This window comes from Shigella sp. FC1967, from assembly GCF_001743005.1.
In the GTDB taxonomy this organism is placed as follows: domain Bacteria; phylum Pseudomonadota; class Gammaproteobacteria; order Enterobacterales; family Enterobacteriaceae; genus Proteus.
Genome location: NZ_MIIZ01000794.1, coordinates 1 through 3,253, shown reverse-complemented (window position 1 = coordinate 3,253; position 3,253 = coordinate 1). Strand labels below are relative to the sequence as shown.

At 36.1% G+C, this 3,253-nt stretch carries 5 protein-coding genes; 3 read left to right on the top strand and 2 right to left on the bottom strand.

The window, feature by feature from the left end; genetic code table 11:
• Positions 1-138, top strand: a 138-nt coding sequence (locus tag BHE89_RS13130; protein WP_171742501.1) for a pyocin activator PrtN family protein, incomplete at its 5' end; no start/stop codon positions are given.
• Positions 139-312: 174 nt separating this feature from the next.
• Positions 313-537, top strand: a complete 225-nt coding sequence (locus BHE89_RS13125) for a hypothetical protein (RefSeq protein ID WP_069368319.1) — start codon at positions 313-315, stop codon at positions 535-537.
• Between the two features lie 33 nt (positions 538-570).
• Here the strand turns inward: BHE89_RS13125 and BHE89_RS13120 are convergent, their stop codons facing one another.
• Positions 571-1,653 (bottom strand): tyrosine-type recombinase/integrase, encoded by a 1,083-nt coding sequence (locus BHE89_RS13120; protein ID WP_069368320.1) that lies wholly within the window; start codon positions 1,651-1,653, stop codon positions 571-573.
• Between the two features lie 95 nt (positions 1,654-1,748).
• Between BHE89_RS13120 and dusA the strand changes: the two genes are divergently transcribed.
• Positions 1,749-2,783, top strand: coding sequence for a tRNA dihydrouridine(20/20a) synthase DusA (dusA, locus tag BHE89_RS13115; protein ID WP_069368321.1), 1,035 nt, complete (start codon positions 1,749-1,751; stop codon positions 2,781-2,783).
• 38 nt (positions 2,784-2,821) lie between these two features.
• On the opposite strand, the gene BHE89_RS13110 is transcribed toward dusA, so the two are convergent.
• Complete coding sequence (locus tag BHE89_RS13110) at positions 2,822-3,136, bottom strand: hypothetical protein (RefSeq protein ID WP_069368322.1); 315 nt, start codon at positions 3,134-3,136, stop codon at positions 2,822-2,824.
• Positions 3,137-3,253: the final 117 nt, after the last annotated feature.

The window sequence follows — 3,253 nt, the reverse complement described above, 5'->3', positions numbered from 1 at the left end:
CCTTTTCCAACATATAGAGATAATCAAAAATCAGGACGACTCGTTCATATTTCAGATCTTGCTGAATGGATAGATAAAAAACGAGAAGTAGCTAAAAAAAGAAATCTCTCATCTTCAGTGATAATAAATATGAGGTGAAATTAAGTATTTATATGGTCATTATTTTAATGATTTATACTTACCACCTTATATATTTTTGGCGCCTTGATCACAAAATTTAAAAATAAACAAAATACTATCAATTGAAAATAAATAATAAGTCACCACCTTCAATGGTGGAATAATACTGTTCCATAAATTAAGGAAAGTAACATGGCAAACGGTCATGCTTATGTAGTTCAAAAGGATAACGCAGAGAATGCCTCTGGGTTTGAATATCATGTGTGGGTTAATGGTAAGGTTGTAAAAATAACTGTCACACAAAAAGAAGCTGCAGATTGGGCTATTGACAAAGGCTATCCTGTACATGTAGCTAGAGTTAGATTTACAGGGTTACCTGATTTTGACAACCCTAATCATTGGAGAGAATATCCATAGTTAAATCATGGCGAGGTTATTTCTCGCCATTTTTTATCTTTTAGTAAGCTCAGAATATTTATCATGCAATGATTTAGGGTAAAGTTCTGTGTATACCTGCCAGAGAACATTTAAAGATCTGTGCCCTGTCACTTGAGCCACCTCTTCAATACTAAAGCCAGCTTCAAATAAACGACTTGCCCCTTCTCTTCTTAAGTCATGATATCTAAGATCTTCAATCCCTAATGCGTTCCTGGTGCGCTGAAAACCTGCAGTAACTGATTTAGGGTTATAAGGGAAAATTCTATCACTTGTTTTTGGTTGGCGACTCAGTATTGCCCATGCATCGCCCAGTAAAGGCACTGACATGTGGTTACCTGATTTTTTACGCGGATCTTTTCTATCTCTAACAATTACTGATCTGTTTTTCTCATCAACGTCTGCCCATAGAATTTTGCACACTTCACCAATCCGCATGCAACTAAGAATAGAAAAATCTAAAATATCAACATAAGGGATAATGCACTCTCTGTGTTCGCTTCGTTTTTTAAGTGCTTCTCTTAGTTGTTTCAATTCTTCTTTTTGAGGTCTACGACTACGCCGTTGCGATTTACCAATCAATCCCATTTGAATGAGTAACGGGCGTGCCTCATACGCTGGATTAGCCGTATATTCTATACCATAGATAGGTTTTGCCGATTTTAATACCGAGGTCAAATAACTAACATCATGGTTAATGGTTGAGGGTGATGCACCTGATGCGTGTCTATGTCTGCAATGATCAACAATATGTGAAACGGTAAGCTCTGTTAGCCCATATTTAGACAAATCAGAATCAAACAGCATTTCTAAAACATACCGTTTTGTTCTTCCTGCTTTCCCACCAAGATCTGGATCATTTAAATATTTAAACAGTAAATCTCTGACTGTTATTTTTGTTGCATCAGTTGGATCTGGTATGCCGTTTTGCTCTAACTCTAAAACACGTTTAGTTCCCCATGTTTTTGCATGAGCCTGCTTAGTGAATGTTCTACTTTCATTATAAATTCTCTTTCCACCAGCTTTCACAGAAACAGAACATCTGTATCGAGCAGTGCCATCTGCTCTATCACGTTTTGATATGGTATAGTAAGCCATCTCTATATAAATCCTCTCTCACTCTCAGCGGACACCAAATTTTGGTGTCCTCACTGGTGTCCTGATAAAGAGAAAATACACTAAAATGGGTTATAATGCACGAAAATACACCAACCGATAAAACATTAAAAAACAAGCAAACACAGGGCATTCAAGGCAATTACCCACTAAATAGATTCTCTGTTGCGCCGATGCTCGATTGGACTGATCGTCATTGCCGTTATTTCTTTCGTCAGTTAAGTCAAAATACACTGCTTTATACTGAAATGGTGACAACAGGTGCCATTATTCATGGTAAAGGTGACTATCTAAAATACAGTGAAGAAGAGCATCCCGTCTCTTTGCAGTTAGGTGGAAGCGACCCTCAAGCTTTAGCGCAATGTGCAAAACTAGCGCAAGAACGTGGTTATGATGAAATTAATTTAAATGTCGGTTGCCCTTCAGATCGCGTCCAAAATGGACGCTTTGGTGCTTGTTTAATGGGTGATGCACAACTTGTTTCAGATTGTGTGAAAGCGATGCGTGATGTCGTTGATATTCCCGTGACAGTAAAAACACGTATTGGTATCGACAACCAAGATAGCTATGAATTTCTATGTGATTTTATTGATACGGTTAGCCGTGATAATAATTGCGATACCTTTATTATTCATGCGCGTAAAGCATGGTTATCGGGTTTAAGCCCAAAAGAAAACCGTGAAGTTCCACCTTTAGATTATCCTCGTGTTTATCAATTAAAACGTGATTTCTCGCATCTCACGATGGCAATTAATGGGGGCATTAAGTCACTAGAAGAAGCGAAAGAACACTTAAAATATATGGATGGTGTTATGATTGGTCGTGAGGCTTATCAAAACCCGTCAATTTTAACACAGGTTGATCATGAGCTTTTTGATACTCAATTACCTATTACTGACGCCGTCGCTGCGGTAAGAGCTATGTATCCTTATATTGAAAAAGAGCTCTCACAAGGCACTTATTTAGGTCATGTTACACGCCATATGTTGGGGATTTTCCAAGGTATTCCTGGTGCTAGACAATGGCGACGTCATTTAAGTGAAAATGCCCATAAACAGGGTGCTGATTTATCTGTTTTAGAAAATGCACTTAAATTTGTCACTGAAAAATAATTAATAAAACCAGCCAATTAATGGCTGGTTTATTTTTATTAAAGTAATGAGAAGAAGCGATTATAATTTGCAATCAAATAAGCTATTTGAAATTCAAATGCTTCTTTTACTTCACGTTTACCTTCTTCTGAACCATCTTTCTTTTTAATATCAAAAAAGGCGTTTTGCATTAGTTGAACTGATACATCCATCGACTTTTGAAATGCAGATAAATTATTATTTTCACCCAATCGTTTAAATAATGCTTCTATCTTTTCATCAGCAACATCACGAATAAACTGTAATTCAACATTACTGACTTTATTATCCTCATAGATAAAATCTATAAAATCATTTAATTCATTTTTTTGCATAAACACTCCAGGATCTATTAATAACATTCGCGAAAAAGTAAATTAAAAAGAGATAGCGTTAAAAATAAATCTAAAATAAAAATATGGTTTTTTTTTGACAATCGAATTAGACGTGAT